This window comes from Enterococcus sp. DIV0170 (assembly GCF_051710765.1).
GTDB lineage: Bacteria > Bacillota > Bacilli > Lactobacillales > Enterococcaceae > Enterococcus_A > Enterococcus_A raffinosus.
In genome coordinates, this window is the sequence record NZ_JBIOLG010000001.1 from 1,793,501 (window position 1) to 1,818,827 (window position 25,327).

Annotated in this window: 21 protein-coding genes; 1 reads left to right on the forward strand and 20 read right to left on the reverse strand. The window is 37.2% G+C overall.

From position 1 onward, the window contains the following. Positions 1–203 precede the first annotated feature (203 nt). Positions 204–2,807: an ATP-dependent chaperone ClpB gene (gene clpB / locus IGI50_RS08700; protein ID WP_438776750.1), complete on the reverse strand. Its 2,604-nt coding sequence runs from the start codon at positions 2,805–2,807 to the stop codon at positions 204–206. Positions 2,808–3,109: 302 nt separating this feature from the next. Between clpB and IGI50_RS08705 the strand changes: the two genes are divergently transcribed. Beyond that, positions 3,110–4,120 (forward strand): zinc-binding alcohol dehydrogenase family protein, encoded by a 1,011-nt coding sequence (locus tag IGI50_RS08705; protein WP_218255645.1) that lies wholly within the window; start codon positions 3,110–3,112, stop codon positions 4,118–4,120. A 60-nt stretch (positions 4,121–4,180) separates the two neighbouring features. Here IGI50_RS08705 and IGI50_RS08710 read toward each other — a convergent pair whose 3' ends face one another. From IGI50_RS08710 to IGI50_RS08800, 19 genes are all read right to left on the reverse strand, one after another. After that, positions 4,181–5,215 (reverse strand): lysylphosphatidylglycerol synthase transmembrane domain-containing protein, encoded by a 1,035-nt coding sequence (locus IGI50_RS08710; protein WP_438776751.1) that lies wholly within the window; start codon positions 5,213–5,215, stop codon positions 4,181–4,183. A gap of 99 nt (positions 5,216–5,314) precedes the next feature. Further along, entirely contained in the window at positions 5,315–6,544 is a 1,230-nt protein-coding gene (pepT, locus tag IGI50_RS08715; protein ID WP_438776752.1) for a peptidase T, read from the reverse strand. Between the two features lie 23 nt (positions 6,545–6,567). Next, positions 6,568–7,689: a Nif3-like dinuclear metal center hexameric protein gene (locus tag IGI50_RS08720; RefSeq protein WP_438776753.1), complete on the reverse strand. Its 1,122-nt coding sequence runs from the start codon at positions 7,687–7,689 to the stop codon at positions 6,568–6,570. After that, positions 7,670–8,383, reverse strand: coding sequence for a tRNA (adenine(22)-N(1))-methyltransferase (locus IGI50_RS08725; protein WP_438776754.1), 714 nt, complete (start codon positions 8,381–8,383; stop codon positions 7,670–7,672). The genes IGI50_RS08720 and IGI50_RS08725 overlap by 20 nt, the downstream gene beginning before the upstream one ends. A gap of 118 nt (positions 8,384–8,501) precedes the next feature. After that, positions 8,502–9,428 (reverse strand): primosomal protein DnaI, encoded by a 927-nt coding sequence (gene dnaI / locus IGI50_RS08730; RefSeq protein ID WP_438776755.1) that lies wholly within the window; start codon positions 9,426–9,428, stop codon positions 8,502–8,504. Next, the gene (locus IGI50_RS08735) at positions 9,428–10,738 is read right to left on the reverse strand and encodes a DnaD domain protein (protein ID WP_438776756.1); all 1,311 of its coding nucleotides are present in this window, start codon (positions 10,736–10,738) and stop codon (positions 9,428–9,430) included. Before IGI50_RS08735 ends, dnaI begins: the two co-directional genes overlap by 1 nt. Positions 10,739–10,749: 11 nt before the next feature. Beyond that, positions 10,750–11,223, reverse strand: coding sequence for a transcriptional regulator NrdR (gene nrdR, locus IGI50_RS08740; RefSeq protein ID WP_010744965.1), 474 nt, complete (start codon positions 11,221–11,223; stop codon positions 10,750–10,752). Between the two features lie 186 nt (positions 11,224–11,409). Continuing rightward, positions 11,410–12,009, reverse strand: a complete 600-nt coding sequence (gene coaE, locus IGI50_RS08745; protein ID WP_438776757.1) for a dephospho-CoA kinase — start codon at positions 12,007–12,009, stop codon at positions 11,410–11,412. A gap of 2 nt (positions 12,010–12,011) precedes the next feature. Beyond that, positions 12,012–12,845: a DNA-formamidopyrimidine glycosylase gene (mutM, locus tag IGI50_RS08750; protein WP_218255656.1), complete on the reverse strand. Its 834-nt coding sequence runs from the start codon at positions 12,843–12,845 to the stop codon at positions 12,012–12,014. Positions 12,846–13,090: 245 nt separating this feature from the next. Further along, positions 13,091–15,730, reverse strand: coding sequence for a DNA polymerase I (gene polA / locus IGI50_RS08755; protein ID WP_438776758.1), 2,640 nt, complete (start codon positions 15,728–15,730; stop codon positions 13,091–13,093). Positions 15,731–16,000: 270 nt separating this feature from the next. Further along, positions 16,001–16,684, reverse strand: coding sequence for a Bax inhibitor-1/YccA family protein (locus tag IGI50_RS08760; protein ID WP_438776759.1), 684 nt, complete (start codon positions 16,682–16,684; stop codon positions 16,001–16,003). Further along, complete coding sequence (locus tag IGI50_RS08765; RefSeq protein ID WP_371086069.1) at positions 16,677–17,141, reverse strand: MaoC family dehydratase; 465 nt, start codon at positions 17,139–17,141, stop codon at positions 16,677–16,679. Before IGI50_RS08765 ends, IGI50_RS08760 begins: the two co-directional genes overlap by 8 nt. A gap of 192 nt (positions 17,142–17,333) precedes the next feature. Beyond that, positions 17,334–18,668, reverse strand: coding sequence for a UDP-N-acetylmuramate--L-alanine ligase (murC, locus tag IGI50_RS08770; RefSeq protein ID WP_438776760.1), 1,335 nt, complete (start codon positions 18,666–18,668; stop codon positions 17,334–17,336). 101 nt (positions 18,669–18,769) lie between these two features. Then, positions 18,770–19,219 carry a SprT family protein gene (locus IGI50_RS08775; RefSeq protein ID WP_311855736.1) on the reverse strand — a complete coding sequence of 150 codons (450 nt, stop codon included), beginning with the start codon at positions 19,217–19,219 and terminating at the stop codon, positions 18,770–18,772. Further along, positions 19,212–21,392: a Tex family protein gene (locus IGI50_RS08780; protein ID WP_311855737.1), complete on the reverse strand. Its 2,181-nt coding sequence runs from the start codon at positions 21,390–21,392 to the stop codon at positions 19,212–19,214. The genes IGI50_RS08775 and IGI50_RS08780 overlap by 8 nt, the downstream gene beginning before the upstream one ends. Positions 21,393–21,471: 79 nt before the next feature. Beyond that, a complete protein-coding gene (locus IGI50_RS08785; protein ID WP_311855739.1) occupies positions 21,472–22,371 on the reverse strand; it encodes a DMT family transporter in 900 nt (299 codons plus the stop codon). Positions 22,372–22,506: 135 nt separating this feature from the next. Then, the gene (locus tag IGI50_RS08790) at positions 22,507–23,235 is read right to left on the reverse strand and encodes a metallophosphoesterase family protein (RefSeq protein WP_311855741.1); all 729 of its coding nucleotides are present in this window, start codon (positions 23,233–23,235) and stop codon (positions 22,507–22,509) included. Positions 23,236–23,266: 31 nt separating this feature from the next. Then, positions 23,267–23,638: a VOC family protein gene (locus IGI50_RS08795; RefSeq protein ID WP_218255668.1), complete on the reverse strand. Its 372-nt coding sequence runs from the start codon at positions 23,636–23,638 to the stop codon at positions 23,267–23,269. A gap of 126 nt (positions 23,639–23,764) precedes the next feature. Continuing rightward, entirely contained in the window at positions 23,765–25,156 is a 1,392-nt protein-coding gene (locus IGI50_RS08800) for an L-cystine transporter (protein WP_438776761.1), read from the reverse strand. Positions 25,157–25,327 lie beyond the last annotated feature (171 nt).

Consider the following 25,327-nt stretch of genomic DNA (forward strand, 5'->3'; position numbering starts at 1 on the left):
ATTAACAATTAACAAACAATTTAAACACTACAAATTCACTAATTTGTCATTACTTCGTAATATGTGTAATGAAAAAGTTGCTATTTTTCGGCAATGAAATGCTTGATTTTTTTGTATTTTTCTTATAGCTTTTCATTTCTATAAAAGAAGTGAAGTAGCGAATTATATCTCTACTTCACTTCTTTTTTGTTTACATAATCTTTTTATATGTCCATGGGTTGATTCTGAAAGACTAGTTGATCATCAAGTAGCTCGATAGACACTTTTGTTTTCGGCAACACGCGTCCTGCGATAATTTCTTTAGCCAAAGGCGTCTCTACCTCTCGTGTAATAAATCGTTTCAACGGCCGAGCCCCGTACTGTGGTTCATAGGCTTTCTCCGCGATCCAGCTTTTTGCATCCTCAGTTATGTCTAATTGAATCTCTTGCTCTTCCAAGCGATGAGATAAATGCTGAATGATTTTTTCCACGATTCCTTTTACGTCATTCAAGCTTAATGGTGTAAAAAGAATAGTATCATCAATTCGATTTAAAAATTCAGGCTTAAAGTGTCCTCGTAGCATACTTAATACTTGTTCTTTCGTTGCTTCAGGAATATCCCCTTCTGCAGTTACGCCATCTAAAAGAACTTGCGAACCAATATTGCTGGTCATAATCAATACGGTATTCTTAAAATCAACTAATCGACCTTTAGAGTCTGTTAATCGACCATCATCCAGTACTTGCAGCAAAATATTAAATACATCAGGATGAGCTTTTTCTATTTCATCTAATAAAATGATTGTATACGGGTTTCGACGAACGGCTTCTGTCAATTGACCACCTTCCTCGTAACCTATATAACCTGGAGGTGCTCCAACGAGCCGTGACACTGAATGTTTTTCCATGTACTCGCTCATATCAATTCGAACCATATGATCTTCTGAATCGAATAGGTTTTCTGCCAAGGCTTTGGCAAGCTCTGTTTTACCGACTCCTGTTGGTCCCAGGAACAAGAAAGAGCCTAACGGACGATTTGGATCCTGTAACCCTGCACGTGAACGTAATACAGCATCACTCACAGCATCCACAGCTTCATCCTGGCCAATCACACGACGGTGCAGTGTACTATTTAAACTTAGTAATTTTTCACGTTCACCTTCTACTAATTTGGTAACAGGAATACCTGTTAAACGTCCAACTACTTGTGCAATTTCATTTTCTGTTACTGATTCCTGAACCATTTTGATATCATTTTTCTGATTTTTCGCTTCCAATTCGGCTAATTCTTTTTCTAGATTTGGAATCGTGCCATGACGTAGAACTGCAGCACGCTCTAAGTCATAATTGTTTTCTGCATCTTCCAACTCATGTTTTGCCTGATCGATTTCTGCACGTTTATTAGAAACCACATTGACTTCTTCTTTTTCAGTCTCCCATTGCAATTTCATCGCATTCGTTTCTTCACGAAGGTCAGCCAATTCTTCCTGCAAGTTTTCTAGTCGTTTTTTGCTTGCGTCGTCGCTTTCTTTTTTTAATGCCGCTTCTTCAATTTCTAGTTGCATTAAACGTCGCGTCACTTGGTCCAGTTCAGTCGGCATAGAGTTCATTTCAACACGAATACTAGCGCTCGCTTCATCCACTAAATCAATCGCTTTATCTGGTAAGAAACGATCTGTAATATATCGATCTGACAATGTTGCTGCAGCTACTAATGCATTATCATGAATATTTACACCATGATGGATTTCGAAGCGTTCTTTTAAACCGCGCAATATACTGATCGTATCCTCAACGGTGGGTTCTTTCACTAAGACCTTCTGAAAGCGGCGTTCTAAAGCTTTATCCTTTTCCATGTATTGACGATATTCGTCTAACGTAGTCGCACCAATCAAATGTAGTTCGCCACGCGCCAACATTGGTTTTAAAATATTTCCAGCGTCCATACTGCCTTCTGTTTTTCCGGCGCCAACAATATTATGAATTTCATCGATAAAGAGTAAAATGCGCCCATCTGATTTTTTTACTTCTTTTAGAACGGCCTTTAATCGTTCTTCAAATTCACCACGAAATTTCGCACCAGCGATTAAGGAGCCCATGTCCAAAGAAAAAACTGTTTTATCCTTAAGATTTTCTGGAACATCCTTCCGAACGATACGCTGCGCTAATCCTTCTACAATAGCTGTTTTTCCTACACCAGGTTCGCCGATCAAAACAGGATTATTTTTGGTTTTTCGCGAAAGAATACGAATCACATCGCGAATTTCTTCATCGCGACCAATGATAGGGTCTTGCTTGCCGTTTTTAACTTGCTGAACCAAATCAACTCCATATTTTTCTAACGCTTTATAAGTTTCTTCCTGATTTTGTGAAGTCACACGATCTCCTCCTCGCATCTCTTCAATATTTTTCTGTACTTCCTTTTCATTTAATCCTTGCTCATTCAAATATTTCGTCAAGGAGTAATTTTTTAATTTCATTAATGCTAATATGACGATTTCTGTTGATAAAAAATCATCTTGAAATTTGTCTCTAAGTTTATCTGCTTCATTTAATAAATTAAATAAATTTTGACTAAGGTTCTGTCCATACTGGACGTTTCCACCACTTATAGTTGGGTATTCATCCAATACTTTGTCTACTTCTTGCTCAAATTGTTCAACATCAATACCTGCATCCGTATAAAAATTTCTGCCAAAGTGATTAGGCTGCAAAAATATCTTCCATACATGAGCAATATCAATTTCCTGATGATGTCTCGTAACAGCAATCTGCTGAGCTTCAGCAATCGCTTCTTGTAAAGTTGTCGTCATTTTTTCGATATTCATAAACATACCTCCGACATTATTAATGGTTTACAAATAATAGTATATACTTTTGGTCAGTAAAGGTCAAACTATTCGCTCACTAAAATCAAAGTTTATTATTATGAAGAAAATCAAAATAATGCTACAATTCTTTCATTGCTAAATAGGAAACAGCTTGTTCGTCTTACTTATAAATTAGCTAATTTTATCTTTTTAAATGAGAGCTTCATTAAGTATAAGATTAGCTGTATGACTATACAACGTGAAAATCAAACTCATTTTTATTAAAAATGGGTACACAATTGGATAAGGAGAGTGATTCGATGATTTCTCGCGTAATCGGATTCGAAAAAGGTTTTCTGCTTTCAGAAGGGAACCATTTCGAAACGTACGAAGTAATGCTTCCTAAATTAAATAAGCTTGATCTGGTTGTAAAAAACTTAGCTGTTTCAATAAATCCTATTGACACAAAATTGAGACAAAGTGGCAAAGGAACTCCTCAACCCCATGTCTTAGGATTTGATAGTGTTGGCATTGTCACCCAACTAGGTAGCGATGTTAAAAATTTTGAGGTTGGAGATCGAGTGCTATTTGCCGGTACTACCAAAAGATTTGGCAGCTACAGCGAAAATCAAGTCGTTGACTCCCGAATCGTCGCAAAACTGTCAGGCGGCATTTCTACCGACGAAGCTGCAGCGTTGCCGCTAACCTTCATCACTGCTTATGAAATGCTATTTGAAAAAATGGAATTGATACCTGAGGAAGGTCAAAATAATGGCACAATCTTAATTATCAATGGCGCTGGAGGTGTTGGTTCGTTAGCGACGCAATTAGCAAAATGGGCTGGTCTAACTGTGATTACCACTGCCTCTCGTAAAGAAAGTAAAGAATGGTCTGAAAAAATGGGAGCTGATCACGTGATTGATCACCATAAAGACCTAACTAAACAATTAAGAAAGATTGGACATCCATCCTTGCCATACATATTAATTCTTCATTCGACAGATCGCTATTTTGAGGAAATGAGTGATTTACTGGAACCCTTTGGTCATCTCGGATCAATTGTAGGAGCAAATAAAGATGTAGATTTAACGAAATTAAAAAATAAATCTGGTAGTTTTGATTGGGAATATATGTTTGCTAAAACCGATTATGACTACAACATCGCTTCACAAGGAGCAATTTTAGCTTTACTTGTTCAGCTGATGAATGAGAAAAAGATCAAAAGTACGTTAACGAAGATTATTCCTGGTTTTTCTCCAGATGTTTTTTATCAAGCCCACCAATTTATTGAAGAAGATAAAATGATTGGGAAACTCGTCGTCCACTATTAAAATTTCAAAAGCTGTGTTTTTAGTTTCAAAGTATATAAAAAAGAAGTTAAACGAAAAGTATTAATCGTTAACTTCTTTTTTTGCTTCTTTAATTTCATGATTAATTTGCCGTTGCTTATTAATCAATACATAAATCATTCCAATTAAAAATGGCAATAAATATGTCGCATAACGATAAAGCAGCAGTGATGAAACTGCATCGACTTTTCCAACGACGTTGCGGAATAGGAGCACATAGACAAATTCGAAACCTCCGATTCCTCCTGGAGCAGGCAGTATTCCACCAATGATTACTGTAAAACTGATCAACGCCACGGTCAACCATAGATCAATCGAAGGACGATCGTGGACTAAAATAAAAAAGGGAAGCATATACCAGACAGCTAATTTCGCCATATTTGAACAAAACACACGGATCATTGCATTTTTGTCATGAATAAAAGTTTGGATGGCACCACGCAAAGAGTAAACCTGATTGTTCACCTGATCCACAATATCTCGCAACTTCTGCCTTTTGAATAGTCGATTACAGATCAATACCAAGAGAACTTGCGCATTAACATTTAAACTTAGCACTAGTAAAGTAGAAATAATCAATAACGTCACAAGAATACCAGCAAGAACCAAAAAAATCCCATTCGCAATATGCTTTTGAATCGCATCACTTTTTACGATTAAAAAGAACAACGCCCAGATCATTAAAGCAATTTTGTAAGTCACCATTCGTAAAGCACTGGTACCTGTTCCTTCTGAGTACCGTAAATCTTTTTTATGGTAATAAATGACTTCAGACACAATCGATCCAGTACCAAAAGTAATGACACGATAAAAAGTCGCATAAGCCGATGCAAAAAAACCATCGCGAACAGTAAATGCCGTATTAAATTCACCTGCAATATTTTTAATTGTATACCCTTCGATAAGTTGACTAATCAACCCTAATCCTGTGACACCTATAAGTACCGGCAATGAAGTTCTGCCTAGTTCAGTAAAAATATCACTTAACGAATCGCGGACCACAAAGATGATAATTCCAATCATAACAACAAACAACAAAATATTTAGAATCAATTTCCGATTGATCGATAACTTCATTTTTTAGCCTCATTTTTATCTTTATTGCTATAGCCTAACACATGCGAAAGAGCAAAAAAAGAAAAAGCTTCAAGTTTCCTCAAAGCTTTTTCAAAAAAACTATTTTGCATTGTTTTCTATGATCTTCACAATCACGTCAACTGCTTTTTCCATGGTTTGTAATGAGACAAACTCAAAGCGTCCATGCATGTTTTCAGCACCAGCAAAGATATTAGGTGTTGGAATCCCCATGAAAGAAATTTTAGACCCGTCAGTTCCGCCTCGAATGGGTTCGATAATTGGTGTTACACCAACTTCTTCCATCGCCCCCTTGGCTAGATCAATAACGCTCATGTCCTTTTCAATTATCTCACCCATATTATAGTATTGATCATACATGTTAATTTCTACTCGTTCTTGATCAAACTGACTATTCATTTTTGTTTGAAGCTCTAAAATCATTTGCTTGCGTTCTTCAAACTTCTCACGATCGTGATCTCGAATGATGTATGTCATTTTTGCTTCTTCAACATTCCCATCAAGGGCCAATAAGTGGAAAAATCCTTCACGTCCATCTGTTTTTTCAGGACGGTCACCTTCTGGTAATTGATTATGGAAATCAATGGCCATTTGTAAAGCGTTGATCATTGTATTTTTAGCCGTTCCTGGGTGAACATTTTTCCCATGCATAGTAATTTCAGCTTGTGCTGCACTAAATGTTTCATATTGCAATTCACCAATTGGACCACCATCCATTGTGTAAGCAAAATCTGTATTAAATTCTTTAACGTCGAATTTATCTGCACCAATTCCGATTTCTTCATCAGGACCAAAACCAACACGAACTTCCCCATGTTTGATTTCTGGATGATTGACTAAATATTCCATCGCAGTCATAATTTCAGCGATCCCTGATTTATCATCAGAACCAAGCAACGTAGATCCGTCAGTCGTAATCAATGTCTGGCCGGCATAGTTTTTCAAATTAGGAAAATCTTTTACATTTAGTGTATATTTTCCTTCTGCATCCAATTTAATAGTAGATTCACCATCATAATTTTCAACAATTTGTGGATTTACCCCTTCAGCATTGAAATCTGCTGTATCCATGTGAGAGATAAAGCCAATCGTCCGTGCTTCCTTGTCAAGATTGCTTGGCAAAGTAGCGATCACATAGCCGTTATTTTCATTATAAGTAATGTCCTTCATCCCAATTTTATCTAATTCTTTCATCAGCTCATGGGCAAAGGCTACCTGTGTTTGAGTTGTTGGTGTTGTGGTGCTTGTCGCATCAGAACGAGTTTCTGTCTTAACATAATCTAAAAAGCGCGGTAATAAATTTTCGTACATCTTACTCTCTCCTTTAATGCTATTTATTTAAATGAAAAAGGATTTGTGGACGTCTCTGATACTAAAAATTCAACATCCCAGTCTTCTTCATTTTTCCATTGGATAAATAGAGTCACCATCTTTTCTTTGCAGAGCGACTCAATATAATGCCCTGGATCTATCACCAACATACCTGTTTCCTGCATATCGTGTGCAGTATGGTAATAAACATCACCGGTGATATAAACATCTGCATTCGCAGCTAGGGCCTCACGATAAAATTTCTCTCCACTTCCGCCGCAGATAGCTACTCGTTTAATACTCTCTTTGGCTGTACGGGGATAAACCACGCGCAAGCCTTCTAAGTTGAAAACTTTTTTCACTTTTTGAATAAACTCTTCTGTCGGTAGTGCTTCTTTTAATTCGCCAACGCGCCCAATTCCAAATTTTTCAGTTAAATTATCCAATTGATAAATATCATAAGCTGGTTCTTCATATGGATGGGCTTTTACCATTGCAGCAACGATTTCTGTTTGTCTTGTTTCTGGAAAAATTACTTCTATTTTACTTTCCTGAACTTGCTCAAGAACATTCGCGGTACCAATTGTCGGTTGCGCGTCATCATTTGGTGTGAAACGTCCCGTGCCGTTTAATGTAAAAGATGTAGCATGATAGTTTCCTTGTATCCCCGCTCCAGCTTCCGCTAATACTTGACGCATCTTTTTTGCATCCGATTGAGGTATATAGACAGCAAGCTTTTTCATTTTCACGGTATGTGTATGGACAAGGTAGTCCGTATCAAAGACTTCTAAACCTTCGCAAAACCAATCATTCAAACCATTAGAAATGATGTCCATATTTGTATGAGCCGCATAAACAGCAATATCGTGCTTGATTAGGTCTGCATACATTTTCGTTTGTACATCATCTGTCGTTAACCGTGTAATTGCTCGGAAAATCGGTGGATGCTTCACAATTAATAAGTCAACTTTCTTGGCGATCGCTTCTTCAACAACTGCAGGGCGTACATCTAAGCTCATCATAATTCGATCAACATTCTTATTCAATGTACCTATATGAAGCCCTACTGGATCTCCATCTTCTGCTAACCACTCTGGACAATACTGCTTAAAACGCTGGATAAATTCACTTCCCTGCATCATCAAGTACCTCCTTGATCCATTCTATTTCTCGCGTAACCTCTTGGATTTTTTCTGCTACATCCTGATCGCTTTGCCGCAAACTCGCTAAAATTTTTTCGCTTTTTTCCAACTTGTTCTGCCATTTTTTCATAAAAATCGCATTTTTTTCTTTACACAAAATAGGACCGAATAAAAGTTCTTTTCCCGAATATTCAGGTCTTGCTGTTCCTTTTTCAGCTACAATTATTTCATATACCTTATTGTTTTCTTCGATAATTGCTTCATCGATAATCAGATAGCTCTCGTCAAATAGCCATTGGCGTAATTGTCTTTCACCGACATTCGGTTGCAGGATAAGACGTTCTTTTCCAGACAACCGATGTTTCTCTTTTCCTCGCTGTAAAATGTCCCGAATCAATACGCCACCCATCCCACAAATCGTGATCGCATTAATCTGATCATCCAATTCTACTGCTTCCAATCCATCGGCTAGACGAACATCGATATTTTTATCTAGGCCATTTTTAGCCACCTGTTTTTTTGCAGATTTGTATGGACCAACAACAACTTCTCCAGCAATCCCAAAAGATATTTTATTTTGAAGCATTAAAGCTACTGGTAAATAAGCATGGTCCGAACCAATATCTGCTAAACGTGCATCTTGTGGTACAAACTCAGCCGCTTTTTGTAATCGAAGCGATAAATCTTTGGCATTCATTACTTTCACATCCTAAAATAGATTATAACACTCCTTAAAAAAAGCGCCCTTAAAAAAGAGCTAAATGACAGCGCTTTTTAATAGGGCGTTTCTCTTTTTCTAAGAATTTTTTCGTTTTTTAACCATTTCGGCGATTTTCACCAATCACCCAAATTTCTTTACTTAAATATCGAACACGTTCCATGATCCGCTTTGCCTTCAATGGCTCTTCGTCTCCCCGCTGCGTGACAGATAAATGTTCTTCCAATTGATCCATATTAAAATTAGAAGAAAAGAAGGTTGGCAATTGCTCTTGCATACGATGTTGCAAAATTACTCCTAGAACTTCGTCACGAATCCATGCACTCATAGAATCGGCGCCGATATCATCAATCATTAAAATTGGGGCTCTCTTCACCTCATCAAGCTTTGGTCCCACTCTGTCATTGGAAATGGCTTGTTTCATCTCACCAGCAAAGGTTGGAAAATGTAGCAGTGTTGTTTCGAAGCCTTTTACAGCGAGTTCATGGGCAACGGCCCCTAACAAATAAGTTTTGCCAACTCCAAAATCTCCTACTAAATACAATGCTTTATGAAACATTTTAGGGCTCGACTCATATTGATTAATAAAATCCAGTGAAGCTTCTAATGCCTCACTTCGTCCAGAAGTAACTTCAAAACTTCGTATTGAAGCCTTACGGATATCCTTCGGCATGTCTAATGAATTGACACGATTACGAATCTCTTCATCACGTTTTAAACGAAGCAACTCATCGGTTGGTACATATGTTACATCAATAAAATGAAAATTTAGACTTAGTTGTGGCTCATAACCTGGTGCAATCATCGTAGGATCAGAAGCTAAATACTTTTTCTTTTCTTGAACAAACTCATAAAGCTTTGCAAACGACTTCTCAATATCTGCTTGCGATAATTTTTCTTTGTGCTCTTCAATAAATTGACGAACATCCGGATCGGCCAAAACTTCTTCCATCATTTGGCGGTAACGACCATCGACCCCACGGCTCTTAATGATGCGATTCAACTCTTTTCCTACATCTTCCATCAATCGTCACCTTCTTTACTTAAATATTCCGCTAGTTTACGGTTCAACTCTGCTTCTTTTTCGGGAGTTAGCTTCTTCTCTTTCGGCGGCTGCTTAATATGCTCTGGCAAAGCCTCTTTTCGACCACTACGTTTTTGGTACACTGGACGTGTAGCTTGTGGTTTGCGAACCAATTTCTGATTATTTTTCCGCACATGACTGATGGCCTCTTCTGGTGTGGTAATTTTTTTCTGAGCCCAGTCATTAGCAATAGCATTTAAATAATTGGCATTAATCACAGCCTGATTTTGAATAACTAAAATGTAATTAATGATAATGTTAATCACACTTTTAGGTAGTAAATTACGCCCAATTAGTTCTTCCAATAATCGAACTTCCGTATTGGTTTCGAATCCGCCCTTTTCACGCTTAATCGCTCGAAGAAAGGTAACCGGAGCAATTTTTTTACTTTGAGTGATAATTTCTAACTCCTGCGATGAGAAGTTTCCGGTAGTTGTTAGACTTTCTGATGGTATTTTTTTCGATTCAGCGGGTATATTCGGTCGTTTCTCTTTGTTGATAAGTTGACGCAAGTAATTAAAATTCAGCCCTTTTTCTTCACCGGCACTTGCTTTAGCAACATATTCTGCCAAATCCAATTCGTTCAATCCATATAGTCGCTGAAAAGTTTGTAGCTTCTCTCGCTCATCCAAAGTCATAATCAAATTGAACCGTTTTATCTGCTGAGTAAACAACGTCCAATCAAAATCTGATTTATCTTCAAAAACTTCCTGTGTTCTCTCTAAAGAATCACTATGACTAGTAAAAGCAGTCTCATCAAAACGATATACGTCTCTAAATCTTTTTGTTATATTTTTGGCATTTTCAGTATCAAAGTTTTTCGGTTTAAAGCGTTCGACTAGACGTTCATATCGGTGTTTTCCAATTTTATCCATTAATAGGTAAGCCATTAATGGGTCTTGAAAGAATTTTTCAGGAATAAGCGGTGGGCGCAATTGATATATCAGGCTACTCCCCATCTCTTCATTCATCACTTCAAAGGTTTCTAATAGACCGATCCCTTCAAGCTTTTCACGAGCTTTTATCAAGTTTGTTAAGCCTGTATCAATAGCGGCTAATAAATCGGTATGCATCAAGCTTTGACTTTTTCCATCTAACATAATGTCGCTAATCAAGGTCAGGTATAAGCTTGACGCAGAGCTGCCAATAATTGGCTGGTATAAATACAGCAAAGCATCTTGTTTACTTTGATCAAGTTGTGGCTCACCATAGACCGTATAAAAGGTGCTGGGTTTCAGTTGTTCTGCCACTAAAATGCCTCCTACTCTTCATCCGTTGACTTCGCTTTGTCAACGATCTCCTGTAATTCCTTTAAAAATACAGACATGTCTTTAAACTGTCGATAAACACTCGCAAAACGAATATAGGCAATTTCATCAACTTCCATCAAATCTTCCATGACAAATTCGCCAATTTGACTGGTTGGAATTTCATTTTCTCCCATGCTGCGCACACGATTTTCTACATGATCGACAATTTGTTCCATCTGCTCCATCGCTACTGGACGTTTTTCTGCAGAACGAATTAAGCCTCGTAAAATTTTGTCACGGCTAAATTCCTCTCGATCCCCGTTACGCTTAACAACTAGCAGAGGAGCCGCTTCAATACGCTCAAATGTTGTAAATCGAAACCCGCAGCTTTCACATTCTCTCCGACGACGAATCGCTCGTCCATCATCAGTCTGTCGACTATCAATTACTCGGGAATTATTATGATTACATCTTGGACAACGCATAAATTCACCCACACTTTCTTATGATTGGTTAAATTCACTGATTAAACGTGAAATCTATTTGTTATATTGCATCGTTTTTTAAAAACAAAATTTTGTTGATTGAAAAAATTTATTTGTTTATATAACATGAGTTTACCATAACCAGCGCGCTAAAAAAAGCGTCGTAATACTACGACGCTGAATTCTTTAAGAAACAAATTTGTTTATTCTTAGCCAATCCATAACTTGTTGACGTGTTGTTTCTTGGGAACCACAATTATCAATAAGAATGTCCGCTCTCTTTTTCTTTTCATCCAATGAAAGCTGACTCCTAATTCGTTCTAATGCTTCGTCTTTGGGAAGGTTATTTCTTTTCATTAGCCGACTTAATTGAATTTCTGGAGTAACATAGACAACCGCTACTTTATCCATCAAAACTTGATAATTTCCTTCATACAATAATGGAACATCAACAATGACTAATTGATTGTTTTTTTTCGCCTTCTCCACCTGCGCTTCAATCTCACTTCGAATAAATGGATCAAGTGTTTTATTTAATTTTGCTCTTTTACCTTCATCATGAAAAATCATCTTGCCTAACTTTTCTCGATTTAAATTGCCCTGTTCATCAATAATTGCTGATCCGAAAGCCTGTTGTAAAGTTAGCAGCCCTTCGGTTCCAGGTTCAACCACTTTCCGCGCCACAATATCCCCATCCACAATCGGAAAACCCTCTGATCTAAAAATATCAACCACTGTCGATTTTCCGCTAGCAATTCCTCCAGTTATTCCTAAGACAAAACTCATTTTTACACCTTCTTCAATTTCTGACAATGAGGACAAAGATGCGTTCCTCTTTGAGCAACCTTGATTTTAATAATTGGTGTTCCGCAGCGTGTACATGGCTTACCTGTCTGACCGTATACATGCAGCTCTTGCTGAAAGTGACCTGCTTCTCCCAAAGCATTTAAATAGGTTCGAATGGTCGTTCCTCCAGCTTTCTTCGCTTTATCAATCACTTCAATAATTGCTTCACGTAGGCGACGAACATTTTGAGGATTTAATGTGTTTGCTGGCTGTTCAGGATGGATTTTAGCCAACCATAAAACTTCATCAACATAAATATTACCTAAGCCTGCCACGACCTTTTGATTTAACAATAGAGGCTTAATCATAGTGGTTGATTTTTTTAGCTGTTTTTTGAAATCAACTAAGTTAAAATCTGCATCGGTTGGTTCCGGTCCTAACTGCGTCAATCCTTTATAATCTTTCGCCGTTCCTTTTTTTAATAAAGCCATCCGTCCGAATTTTCGTACGTCATGATAAACAAGTTCAGTCCCATCTGTAAAAATGAAGCGAACATGACTATGCTTATCTAAAGGAGTCGGCTGATCAAAATATTCATATTTTCCTTCCATGCGCAAATGTGAGACCATCTCATAATGAGTCAATTGAAAAATCAAGTATTTTCCACGACGTTCAACTGTTTCTATAGTCTCTCCAATTAATTGTTGTTGAAAAATTTCGACTTCGGGAAATTCAACAATTCGCGGCCAATAAACATCTATTTTTGCAATAGTCTTTCCCTGGACTAAAGAAACCAAACCTTTTCTGACTGTCTCAACTTCAGGTAATTCTGGCATAGCTATCATCCTAACTAGTAATAATTTCTTTCAAACCCGCTCAAACACATTACTATTTCTTAGTAAGAAAAAGTTCATAAACCTTCAGCTAGCATTTAACAAGTTTATCTTTAAGTTATCATTTTTCCGATCAAGCGAAAAATAGTTTGCTCTAAACTTGACTAGCCGGTTCGTATTGACTTCTATAAAAAACTACACATTGATTTGACACACTACAAAAAGCTGGAATTTCTTCCAGCCTTACATTATTTTGCCTCGTACCATGTTTTTCCCCAATTACTATCAGTCAGTAATGGAACATCTAATTGAACTGTATTTTCCATAACTTCTTTAACTAATTTGTCAAGTTGTTCTAATTCACTTTCAGGGACCTCGAATACTAACTCATCGTGTACTTGTAGGAGCATCGTTGCTTGCATTTTTTCTTCTTCTAAACGTCTAGCCATTTCAATCATCGCTAATTTTAGAATATCCGCCGCACTTCCTTGAATCGGTGTATTGATTGCAGTACGTTCTGCAAATGATCGCAAATTAAAATTTCGGGCATTAATGTCAGGAAGATAACGCCGACGATTATACAAAGTAGCTGCATAGCCCTTATCTTTTGCTTCTCGTACACTTTCCTCCATATAACGTTTCACATCTGGATAGTTCTCAAAATAAGTATCGATATATTCCTGAGCCGCTTTACGCGTAATCCCTAAATTCTGTGATAATCCATAATCTGAAATACCATACACAATACCAAAGTTAACAGCCTTAGCATTACGACGCATATTTGGTGTAACCTCATCTTCACTCACACCAAAAACACGCATTGCAGTACTAGTATGGATATCCATACCATCACGGAAGGCTTGCTTCAGATGTTCATCTCCAGAAATATGAGCTAAGACACGCAATTCAATCTGAGAATAATCAGAAGAATAGATCACCCAGTTTTCATCTCGAGGTACAAAAGCTTGACGAATTTTTCTTCCCTCTTCCAAACGAATGGGGATATTTTGCAAGTTAGGATCAACAGAACTCAAACGTCCAGTTTGCGTAAGGGTCTGAATATAGCGTGTATGGATCTTATTATCGCTTTGGATCACCTTCAACAAGCCTTCTACATAGGTCGATTGAATTTTAGCGATTTGTCGATAATTCAAAATGTGCTCAACAATTGGTGCCTGTTCACGAAGTTGCTCCAATACATCAACAGCTGTTGAGTAACCTGTCTTTGTTTTCTTAATAATCGGAAGCTGCATTTTTTCAAACAAGATAACACCAAGCTGTTTTGGTGAGTTGATATTAAACTCTTCACCTGCTTCTTGAAAAATCTTCTCTTCAATTTCCTGCAGACGTTTTGAGAACTCACCACGCATTGATTGTAATCTTTGCGCATCTACGGTAATACCAGCAATTTCCATTTCAGCAAGAATTCGAGAAAGCGGTAATTCCATTTCATAGAACAATTTGTCTTGTTTCTTTTCCTCTAATTCATTTTCTAATTTATCGTTCAGAAAGTGAATAGCTTTAATCTTACGCGCCAGATGTCCAAAAAATACCTCATCATCTTCTGGTAGTCCCTTTTTAGCACCCTTACCATAAATCTGCTCATCTGTTTGAATTTCTGTGTAGCCGTAATATTGAGCCACTCCTGCAATATCATTACTATTGTCATTGGTATCTAATAGATAGGCTGCCAAAAGGACGTCAAAATTGATCCCTTCCGTTTTTGTAATATAGCGATTTAGCGCAACATAAGTGCGTTTTGCATCGTATACTTTCTTTCCGTTTGCTGTTTCTAACCATTTTTTAAATACGCTGCTGTCAAACAAAGCTAGCTCGTTTGTTACATAAATTTTTTCCTTCGTCCCCCAAGCAATACCGACAATATCAGAAAGGTGGTAATTGTCTTCTAACATTTCAACATACAAAGCAGAATCAGGACTGAACATATCTTCAGTAAATTCATCAACAACGTCAAACATAATATCTTCTAACTCAACTTCTTCTTCCTCAACATTTAGTTTGCTCAGAAATCCTTTGAAATCCATCTCTTTAAAGAAAGGAACTAATTTGTCTAGATCTTTTCCGTGATAAGCCAATTCTTCTATGGAAATATCAACTGGTGCATCCAGCTTGATCGTGGCTAATTCTTTTGAAAGAAAGGCTTGTTCTTTGTCATTGATCAAATTTTCTTTCATTTTACTCTTCTTTAATTCATCAATGTTCTCATATACACCTTCAACACTACCAAATTGCTTTAATAATTTGATTGCTGTTTTTTCACCGACTTTTGTAACACCTGGGTAATTATCAGAGGTATCACCAGCTAGTCCCTTCATATCGATAATTTGATTTGGTGTTAATCCATCATATTTTTCAGCGACATGCTCAGGAGTATATGTTTCGATTTCACTAACGCCTTTTACTGTAATGTCGACTTTTATTTTATCTGTAGCTAATTGTGTTAAGTCACGATCTCCTGATAACACAACCACCTCAAAGCCTTCTTCTGCCGCACGATGAGCCAACGTGCCAATAATGTCATCTGCCTCATAGTTATCTAATTCATAGTGTTTTACTCCTAATCCAACTAACAATTCTCGTAAGTACGGCATCTGCTCACGAAACTCACCAGGCGTTTTTGAACGGCCCCCTTTGTAATCAGAATACATGGCTGTGCGAAACGTTGTATTTCCTGCATCAAATGCGACTAAAACATGGGTTGGTTTTTCTTTATCCATTACATTTTCAAACATGTTATTAAATGCATAGATAGCATTGGTATGTAACCCATTTTTATTTTTAAAACGCTCTAAAGAGTTGTGCAAGGCAAAAAAAGCTCGGAAAGCTACACTGTTCCCGTCTACTAACAATAATTTATTTTCACTCATAAGTTCGACTCCTAATCCCATTAAGGTATTTATTTTCAAAATAAAGCTGATATTCAACAATTAAACGATTCCGCTAATCCTTCAATTACCAATACACAAATACTGGTATTTCTTAAATGAGTATAAAAATTATACTTTCAATTTCAAACAAAACTACTAAACCTTCACGTTTCATTTTAACAAAGTATTGGATGAAATGAAAAGAATGCGCTAAATTTATCAGGATTCTTCTATCAAAACTAAAAACAAAAAAGAGGCGATCATTCGCCCCTATTTACTGCTACCAAAAATTCGTAAAAATGAAATAAACAGATTAATGAAATCTAAGTAAAGCTGCAACGCCATAAAGACAGCTACACCATTTCCTGCTTCGCCATTTGTTCCGAGATAAATTTTTCGAATCATCTGATTGTCATAAGCTGTGATTGCAGACATAATTACAACCATTAAGATAGAAATGAAGAAATCAACCGCGCCACTGTGTAATACAAAAACATTGAGTAACATCGCGATGATTATACCCAGCAGGCAACTTAAAGCTGCACGTCCGATTCCAGAAAGATCACGCTTCGTAAAAGAGCCTACTAACGACATTACTAAGAAAGTCGCTGATGCAGTTACAAACGCTTGTGTAACTGTCCCTATATCATACATCGCTAATGTAATGGCTAAAGTGAGACCATTCAATGCAGAATATACAATAAAGCCACCAATGGCTAAGGTTGGATTTTTTTGTGCTTTGACGCCAAGAAATATTACAAGAGCAATCTCAGCGATCCAAATTCCCCAGAAACCTAAGGGAAAATTGTTAATAAAATTACTAACTTGTGATATCCATGGTCCTAAAGCCATATATGAAATTACAGCACTAATCCCAATTCCTAAAGCAAGGAAAGCATAGATTTTCCCATAGAAACGGTTCAATCCGTAAACCCGTGTTTCTTGATTATTCACTTATATCATCTCCTAATTGTACTTGTGGCGGTTTAACCATGACCACCGCATCTAAAATGCGTTTCTCTTCGTTATCAGCAGATTCTACCGCTTCAACAGAAATCGTAACGACATCTTTCATTTTATCAACTTTAATTACTTCAAACTCAAAGGTCAATGTTTCATAGTGAAAAACCGGATCAATAAAATTGATCGAGAAATTCACAACGTGAGACCCCGGCCCTGGTAAATGTTTTGAAATCGCACTTGTTATGATTCCCATCAACATTATTGATGGTACAAGCGGTTGCTCATATTCAGTTTCTTTCGCGTAGTCGTGTTGGATGTACAAAGGATTCGCATCATTTGTCAAACCTAAGTATAAAAGAATCTGATTATCTTCGATCGATTCCGTTAACGATAACGAGTCACCTTCCTCAATTTCGTCAATCGTTTTGCCTATTTTCCGAGCCTTCATATTATACAAATTCATTCCCTCCGTAATTTGTTCTATTAATTATTTTATCAGAAAGCAAGTAAAACACAAGTTTGTACATACGTTACTATAAAGATTTCTAAAGCATCGTTTTACCAAGTTTTCTACACGTTTATTATCAGAATACAAGTGCTAAAAAAGAGTTCTGATCAAAATATCAGAACTCTTTTCTTATTACAAAACGTTACGTGTTGTGTTGCTCAAAAGATTTTCGTAGGCCCGCTCAAATTTCTGGACATCGCCAGCCCCCATAAAGATTACTACAGCATTTTCATGGTCTAATAAAGGAGACATGTTTTCTTCTTTGATGACCTGTCCGCCTTTTTGAATTTTGTCGCCTAGGTCTTCAATCTTCACATCGCCTGCCGTTTCGCGAGCTGATGAGAAGATATCACACAAATAAACCTTGTCTGCGCGATCCAGCGCTTCTGCAAACTCATCCATTAATGCGATTGTTCGAGTAAAGGTGTGTGGTTGAAAAACAGCAACTAATTCTTTTTCAGGATACTTTTGACGAGCAGCATCAATTGTCGCCTTTATTTCAGCAGGATGGTGTGCGTAGTCATCAACAATGATCATGTCTGCTACTTTCTTTTCGGTGAATCGACGTTTTACACCAGAAAAAGTCAACATTTCCTCTTTCACCTTATCCATGTCTAAACCTTCAAAGTAAGCCACGGCAATCACAGATAAAGCATTCAATATATTATGTTTTCCAAATGATGGTACCGCAAAACGACCAATAAACTTATCTTTGTGGTAAACATCGAAAGCTGAACCATTCGTTGTGCGAACAATATTACGCGCTTGAATATCATCATTTTCAGATAGGCCATAGTAATATATTGGAACACCCGCTTTTAATTTGCGCAAGTATTCATCATCACCATAAGCAAAAATTCCTTTTTTGACTTGTGAAGCCAACGTTTGGAAAGCTTCGAACACATCGTCGATACTCTTGAAATAATCAGGATGATCAAAATCAATATTCGTCATAATTGAATAATCTGGCGCATAAGCCAAAAAGTGTCGTTGATACTCACACGCCTCAAAAGCAAAGAACGTCGCGTCGGGAACACCATGTCCGGTTCCATCACCAATCAAATAGCTTGTTGGTGCTAGTCCATTTAATACATGAGCTAATAAACCCGTTGTGCTGGTTTTACCGTGTGAACCAGTAACAGCAATACTAGTGTAAGGTTGGATAAACTGGCCAATAAAGTCATGGTAACGGATAATTTCCAGCCCTAATTCTTTTGCTTGAGCGATTTCTTCATGTGTGTCGGGAAAAGCATTTCCTTGAATGATTGTCATGCCTTCCTTAATATTGTCTTTGCTAAATGGCAGAATCGTAATGCCTGCTTTTTCTAAATCACGTTGTGTGAAAAAGTATTTTTCAACGTCAGAACCTTGTACATTATAGCCCTTTTCATGCAATACTAAAGCTAATGAGCTCATACCTGAACCCTTGATTCCAACAAAATGATAAAGTGTCTCTTTATTATTCATTTAATCCTCTTCCTTATATGTACAAAATTGTTTGCGGTTCACATTATCATATAAATTCGTAAAAATAGCAATCTTTTATTCTCCGTATCGTATGGCAACTCTCACACTTCAATTGTTTTCAAAAATTTTAATTTTCCTTGACAGCTTCCACATACATATCGATCTGTATTGATTTTTCTTCGCCGTTTGATTTCTTTTTGACATGCTTGGCACTGATATACTTGATACTTTAGTATTGTTAAAGGTGGCGTATAACGAGAGCCACCTGTTTTCTTCAACAATTGCTTAAATTCCAAATCCTTATGTTGATAGCCGCGACCTGCTAAATGCAGATGATAATGACAAAGCTCATGCTTGATCACTTTAATTAATTCCTCTTGTCCATATTTTTCAAATACCTTCTCATTAAAATCCAAATGGTGACTGCTCAAATGATAGCGTCCACCAGTTGTTTTTAGACGAGGATTGAAGGTTGCTTTGTGGCAAAATGGCCGTCGAAAAGATTCTTGAGAAATCTTTTCGACTAGAAGCTGTAATTCTTGATTAGTCATTTTTATCACTTTGCACCATCGTTAGACTAATACGTCCTTTTTTCACATCTACGGATTCGACCCAAACAGTCACAACATCTCCTACAGAAACCACATCTGTTGGATGTCTAACGAATTTTTTACTCAATTTAGAAATATGAACAAGTCCATCTTGTTTAACACCGATATCTACAAAAGCACCAAAATCAATAACATTTCGAACTGTTCCTTGTAGTTCCATACCCGGTTTCAAATCTTCCATTGTTAATACATCTTGTCTTAACAATGGTGCAGGCATTTCATCACGCATGTCGCGTCCAGGCTGAAGCAATGCTTGAATAATATCTTTGATCGTTTCATTTCCAATTTCAAGTTCGTTTTGTAATTGTTGCAGCTCTAAAGCTTTAATTTTTTCTGTCGCTTCTTCAGATCCCAGTGTCTTTAAATCGACTCCTGCTATTGCCAAAATTTCTTTTGCACTTACATAGCTTTCTGGGTGAATGGCTGTTGTGTCCAGAATATTTTTCGCTCCAGGTATCCGCAAGAACCCGATCGCTTGTTCATAAGCCTTTGGTCCTAAACGAGGAACCTTTTTTAGTTGAGGACGAGAAGTAAAGGCCCCATTCTCTTCTCGGTAGTTTACGATATTTTGTGCAGTTGTCTTATTCAACCCTGAAGCATATTGCAGCAACTGGGGACTCGCTGTATTGACATTCACACCCACTTGGTTCACGGCGGTTTCCACTACAAAGTCTAATCGTTCAGATAGCCGTTTCTGAGATACGTCATGTTGATATTGACCAACACCTACAGCTTTTGGATCAATCTTTACTAATTCAGATAACGGATCTTGCAGCCGACGAGCAATGCTGACTGCACTACGTTCTTCAACTTGTAAATCTGGAAATTCATTTCGGGCGATGTCACTAGCCGAATATACAGAAGCTCCAGCTTCATTCACAATCACATAAAAAACTTGTTGGTGAATTTGCTTTAACTGTTCGGCAACAAATAATTCAGATTCACGACTAGCAGTACCATTTCCGATTGCAACCATTTCTACATTATATTTTTTTATCAATGTCTGAAAAGCAGGTCCTGCAGCTTGTCGTTTTGCTTGTGGTGCTGGCTTGTGGGGATAGATTACCTCAATTGCTAGCACTTTGCCTGTTTCATCTACAACGGCTAACTTACAACCAGTTCGATAAGCAGGATCAAAACCTAAGACAACTTTTCCTTTCAATGGCGGCTGCAATAACAGATTACGTAAATTTTCACCAAAAATGTTGATTGCCTGCTCATCCGCATCTTCAGTCAATTCATTTCGAATTTCACGTTCAATCGCAGGTCCTATAAAACGTTTGTAGCTGTCTTTATACGCCTCACGGATGAATTCCACAGTAATCGAACGGTTATTTGTTACCAAGTGCCGTTCTAAATAATCAAATATTTTTTCTTCCTCAACTACAATGGAAACCTTTAGAATCTCTTCCTTTTCGCCACGATTAGATGCTAAGACACGATGTGAAACCATTTTATTGATTGGTTCGGCAAAGTCATAATACATCTCGTAAACGTCTTTCTCATCTTTTTCAGCGTCCTTCACCTTACTTTGATAGACACCTTTATTTTTTGTAAACGTACGAATCCATGTCCTAAAGTCTGGGTTGTCACTGATTTGTTCTGCCACAATTTCATGCGCACCCTGTAATGCTTCTTCAGGAGTTGTTACAGCTTCACTAATAAATTCCTCAGCCTTCGCATAAACATCTCCTGATTGCGGAAAACTCATTAAATAATCTGCTAATGGTTCTAGACCGTTTTCTTTAGCGATTGTAGCTTTGGTTCGACGTTTTTGTTTGTATGGACGATAAAGATCTTCTACTTTTTGTACCTTTGCAGACTGCTGAATTTTTTGTGCCAGTTCCTCAGTAAGCTTTCCTTGCTCATCAATTAAGCGTAAAACTTCTTGCTTACGCTTTTCCAAATTTTCTAAATAATTATAGCGCTCCTCTATTTCACGGATCTGAACTTCATCTAAGGTCCCAGTCATTTCTTTACGATAACGAGCAATAAATGGAACAGTATTGCCTTCGGTTAATAAGTTAAGTACAACTTTAATTTGCTGGGGACGATATTCTGTCAATTCCTTATTCAACAATTGAATAATATCCTGATTTAAACCTTCTGCCATTTCAATTCCTCATTTCATCCAAAATCCTATTTATTTTATCACACTTCCACTAAGATTGCTTCTTGTGTTAAAAGAAACACTAATCAGTATATATTTTTCGTTTGTATAAAAAATTTGGCATTTCCGATAAAATTAAACCAGCTAGCGTTAATAAAATACCGATAAATGCTTTCATTGTTAACATTTCTCCTAGAATAAAAACTGAGGCTAAAGTGGTCAACATAGGGATCGTATAAATGTATACCGTTGCGCGAACTGCTCCAAGATTTTTCACTGAAAAATTCCAAGTAACAAAGCATAAGGCAGACGCACCGATACCTAAGAAAAAGAAATTTCCAACGTTCTGTACCTGTGTAAAGCGAGAAAAATCAACTGAGTCTAGAGTGGCGAATAAGACAGGAATCATGAATAGCAACCCATAGAAAAAGATTCGCTGTGTTGTAGCAATTGTACTGAACCCAAAATAGCTGATTTTTTTTATAGTCAAGGAGTACGAGGCCCAACATATTGTAGCAATCAATGCTAATCCATCTCCAATTGGATTTACATTCAATGTTCCTGAAAAACTTATCATAGCTATCCCGATCATAGAGCAAATAAACCCTAAAACAAATACTCTTGGAATCTTTCCTTGTTTTAAAATAAATCGACTAATTAACGCTGTCATAAAAGGACTAACCGAGCCGATAATTCCAACGTTCATCGCTAGAGTGAAAGTCAAAGCTACATTTTCCAAATAGTAATAAAGAAATACACCAAACAAACCAGCTATTATATAGTATCCTTCTTCATGCCACCCCTTGAAGGGAAGTATTTTTCGTGAAATAGCAGACAATACAATAAAACCTATTAAAAAACGTATAAATAATATCTCAATTGGTAAAAAATCTTTTAATAGTATCTTTGTAGAAATAAAAGTTAACGCCCAAATAAGGACAGTCAGACTCGCAGACAAGTGACCTTTAACAGTATCAGACATGTGGCTCTCCTTTCATGTTTTTCTTTTCTCATAAACAATTCTATCGAAAGCTTCTAAATCACTATGCCACTCTGTGAATAATTGTGCAATAAAATCTACAAAAAAGTGAGATTCAAGATGAATCCCACTAAACAATTAAAAATCAGGCTGCCAAGGGCCGTTTGTATTAGGCAGTTCGTAATCGTGGACAATGCCATCCCTATCAAAAACTACACCATGTAAACTTCCGCCAAATACAGCACCACCATCAATCCCAATCTTACCATCAGACTGCCAAAGGGAAGCTGTTTGCATATCTCCATATAGCATAGGCGTAATGGTATGACCAAAAACAATTGTTTTTCCAGTATTATTTATTCCTTCGTGGAAAGGTTCGCGAATCCATAAAAAGTCTTGTAAAGAAGTTTCCTGCCATTTTTTAGTTAAATCTACTCCAGCATGAACGAATAGGTAATCTCCCCATTCATAATAAAAAGGACGTTCCATCAGAAAATCCAATAAATCTTTATAACGGCTTCGAATCATCATCACAATTTCTGTTGGAGAGTACTCTTCCGTAGCACCTTTGTGAAGTAAACTTTCAATTGTTTCTTTACCACCATTGTATAAATAGCTAGGAAACCAATCCTCTGGATTATCCATAAATTCTAGAAAATATTGTTCATGATTTCCTCGCAAATAGATTGCTTGATATTTCTGAACCAATTCCATTCCTAAAAACCAGCAATCCTTACTTTTAGGACCGCGGTCGTTTAAATCGCCAATCAATATCAGCCGCTGTGTATCTGGTCGAAAATTCTTTAATATCTTTAGAAACATCTCGTACTCGCCATGTATATCACCAATCGCGAAAACTTGCTCCATTTCCCTTCGCTCCTTTCACTAAGGATCGTGACTATCTTCCTGACACCACAAAGTAATTTCCATCTTCATCAACAAAATTGAACACATATTCTTCACCTATTTGGGCTAAATCTCCTAATTGTACAGCTGCTTCTTGTAATTTTTTATATAGCGTCACTACATCATCACTACCAAAAATTAAAGCTGGCGATGGCTCGGTTGCTTCATCATCATTTTTTTCAATAAATTCACGATCATAGATGACTAAATGAGTCGTACTATTTTCACTCATTGCTACTTCAGAAACTTGTGAACCATCTAATTCTTCAAAACTAAGCTCCACAAAACCTAACCCCTGCCAAAATGAACTGGCCTTTTTCACATCATTCGCATATAAAATTACTTTTACTTGTTCGTTAAACAAATTATTTCGCTCCCTAATCAATTTTCTCTTGTGGCATTCACAGTGTTGTATTCTGATTATAGTTGTATATATCAAAAAAAGTGTATCAAAAAAGGCTTGACCGCGCTAGTCAAGCCATTTAAATAATTAAGAGTTCACTTCGATTGAAGCATTCTCATCATGTAGAATATCGCGATTCAATTCATGGATGCGTTCGCTTGTAACAACTCCAGCTACCATACTTCCACTCACATTCACCGCTGTACGAGCCATATCAATCATCGGTTCAACGGAAATAACTAACCCAACAATTGCAACGGGTAAGTTCATGGCACCTAACACGATCAATGAAGCAAATGTCGCTCCGCCACCGACGCCAGCCACACCAAATGAGCTGATCGTAACAATAGCGATTAACATAACAATAAATTTTAAGTCAAAAACATTTATACCTACTGTAGGCGCTACAATTGTGGCAAGCATCGCTGGATAAACACCCGCACAGCCGTTTTGCCCAATTGAGATTCCAAAGCTTCCAGCAAAGTTTGCGGTTGCTTCATCGACACCTAACGCTTTGGTTTGTGTCTCGATATTCATAGGTAAAGTTCCCGCACTCGAACGTGATGTAAACGCAAAGCTTAACGCTGGAAATGCTTTCTTGAAGAAATTGATTGGATTCACTTTAACACCTAATAGAATTACAGAATGCACTAAAAGAACAACAATCAATGCACTATATGAGGCTAAAATGAATTTTCCTAAGTTAACAATTGCCTCAAAATCACTTGTAGCTAATACATTCGTCATTAGTGCAAAAACACCATATGGCGTTAAACGCAATACCAAGGTTACAATGCGCATAATAATTTTGTATAGACTCTCAACCAAATTAGCAAAAAATTCTGCTTCCTTCGGTGCTTTGCGACGCACTCCTAAAAAGGCAATACCAACAAAGGCCGCAAAAATTACCACACCAATTGTACTTGTTGGACGTGTTCCAGCAAAGTCAGCAAAAACATTGGTAGGAATAAAGGATAAAATTTGTTGCGGAATTGAAAAGTTCTGAACCATAGATTGACGGTCAGCTAACTCTTTGATACGAGCAGTTTCGGCTGCCCCTTTAGTAAAGGTGGCACCATCAAGTCCAAAGACCATAACCGCCAAAATTCCGATTAAGGCCGCAATCGCTGTCGTAGCCAATAAAGTAACTAAAACATTCGCGCTGATTTTACCAAGCTTTTTGCTTGATTTCATTTTGGTAAAGGCACCGACGATAGAAATAAATACTAATGGCATAACAAGCATTTGTAATAATGAAATATAACCATTACCAACGATCCCGATCCATTCCATCCCTTGTGAAATGACTTTGCTACCATTGCCTAAAAGCAACTGTAAAACTCCACCGAAAATAATTCCGGCACCTAATCCTGCAAATACACGATTTGAAAATTTCACATGTCTTCTTTGCATTTGGTAGAAAGCTACAAGCAACGCAACGAACACTAAGATCACTAATACAGTGAACAGAGTTGTCATTGTATTCCTCCTTAAAATAACTTTCTATAATGACAAGTCTGTCAAAGGAAGTAAAGGTTCCCGGTATTCGTTCTTCAACGAACTACCCTAAAATATAGCTGCGCTACTCCTAAATTTTAGTGACTAATAAATTATAACTCAGATAAAATAATCTGTCTTATAATTTGCATT

Coding starts and splice junctions, on each gene's coding strand:
- clpB (WP_438776750.1), bottom strand. CDS start 2,807: ATGAATATCGAAAAAATGACGACAACTTTACAAGAAGCGATTGCTGAA.
- IGI50_RS08705 (WP_218255645.1), top strand. CDS start 3,110: ATGATTTCTCGCGTAATCGGATTCGAAAAAGGTTTTCTGCTTTCAGAA.
- IGI50_RS08710 (WP_438776751.1), bottom strand. CDS start 5,215: ATGAAGTTATCGATCAATCGGAAATTGATTCTAAATATTTTGTTGTTT.
- pepT (WP_438776752.1), bottom strand. CDS start 6,544: ATGTACGAAAATTTATTACCGCGCTTTTTAGATTATGTTAAGACAGAA.
- IGI50_RS08725 (WP_438776754.1), bottom strand. CDS start 8,383: ATGAATGCCAAAGATTTATCGCTTCGATTACAAAAAGCGGCTGAGTTT.
- dnaI (WP_438776755.1), bottom strand. CDS start 9,428: ATGGAAGATGTAGGAAAAGAGTTGAATCGCATCATTAAGAGCCGTGGG.
- nrdR (WP_010744965.1), bottom strand. CDS start 11,223: ATGCGTTGTCCAAGATGTAATCATAATAATTCCCGAGTAATTGATAGT.
- coaE (WP_438776757.1), bottom strand. CDS start 12,009: ATGAGTTTTGTCTTAGGAATAACTGGAGGAATTGCTAGCGGAAAATCG.
- mutM (WP_218255656.1), bottom strand. CDS start 12,845: ATGCCAGAATTACCTGAAGTTGAGACAGTCAGAAAAGGTTTGGTTTCT.
- polA (WP_438776758.1), bottom strand. CDS start 15,730: ATGAGTGAAAATAAATTATTGTTAGTAGACGGGAACAGTGTAGCTTTC.
- IGI50_RS08765 (WP_371086069.1), bottom strand. CDS start 17,141: ATGAAGGCTCGGAAAATAGGCAAAACGATTGACGAAATTGAGGAAGGT.
- murC (WP_438776760.1), bottom strand. CDS start 18,668: ATGAATAATAAAGAGACACTTTATCATTTTGTTGGAATCAAGGGTTCA.
- IGI50_RS08775 (WP_311855736.1), bottom strand. CDS start 19,219: ATGACTAATCAAGAATTACAGCTTCTAGTCGAAAAGATTTCTCAAGAA.
- IGI50_RS08780 (WP_311855737.1), bottom strand. CDS start 21,392: ATGGCAGAAGGTTTAAATCAGGATATTATTCAATTGTTGAATAAGGAA.
- IGI50_RS08785 (WP_311855739.1), bottom strand. CDS start 22,371: ATGTCTGATACTGTTAAAGGTCACTTGTCTGCGAGTCTGACTGTCCTT.
- IGI50_RS08790 (WP_311855741.1), bottom strand. CDS start 23,235: ATGGAGCAAGTTTTCGCGATTGGTGATATACATGGCGAGTACGAGATG.
- IGI50_RS08800 (WP_438776761.1), bottom strand. CDS start 25,156: ATGACAACTCTGTTCACTGTATTAGTGATCTTAGTGTTCGTTGCGTTG.